The following is a 755-nucleotide window of genomic DNA, read 5'->3' on the forward strand; positions in this document are numbered from 1 at the left end:
GCATCCACGATCGGGGTGTCGTCCTCGGGGTTGCACGCCCCGGGGGCGGCCAGTTTGGCCAGCATGGCCTCGATCGCGGCCCGCAGCTCCGGGGTGATCAGCCCGCCGATGCGTGACATGCCGTCGATCTCCTGGGCGCCTAGGGTGATGCCGCGTTTGCGGGCCCGCTCGGCGTCGCTGAATTCCCCGTCGGGGTGCAGCCAATCCATCACCCGCCCGGCGTATTTGGCCAACTCGTCGGCCCGATAGCCGGCGGCTTTGCCGGCCAGGTCGGCTTCGGCGGCCTGGCGGGTCAAGGCGTCGATCTCGGCGGGCAGCTGGTCGAAAAAGCTCCGGATCACCTTGACGTGGCTGTCACCGATGACCCCGGCGCGTTGGCCGGCCGCGGTCGCGCTCAACACCGGCGCCAGCGGCTCGCCGGTCAACGCGCGCCGCTCGCCCAGATCGCGGGCGTCGGCGATGCGCCGGGCGGCCTCGGCCTTGGTGATGCGCAACCGATCGGCCAGGCCCACCCGCAGTGAGCCACCCAGCTCTGCGGGGCTGGCGTGGGCGTCGAGCTGGTTGATCAACGCGTGCTGGGGAGCGCGCAGCCGGCGGTACACCCGTTCCAGGCGCTCCAGGGCGCGCAGCCGCTCCGGGGTGGTCAGCACGTCAAAAGACAACCCGCACAGGCGCTCCACGTCGTCGTCGAGCGCGTCGAACACCTCGACGATCTCCTCACGACCACTGACACCCATACCGCAAACCCTACGAAC

At 70.7% G+C, this 755-nt stretch carries 1 protein-coding gene; it reads right to left on the bottom strand.

Annotated elements, in window-relative coordinates; genetic code table 11:
- Positions 1-737 (bottom strand): DUF222 domain-containing protein (locus A5697_RS12545; protein ID WP_156673276.1); only part of this gene is annotated, 737 nt, incomplete at its 3' end.
- Positions 738-755 lie beyond the last annotated feature (18 nt).

The organism is Mycobacterium sp. E3251 (assembly GCF_001666835.1).
Lineage (GTDB): Bacteria > Actinomycetota > Actinomycetes > Mycobacteriales > Mycobacteriaceae > Mycobacterium.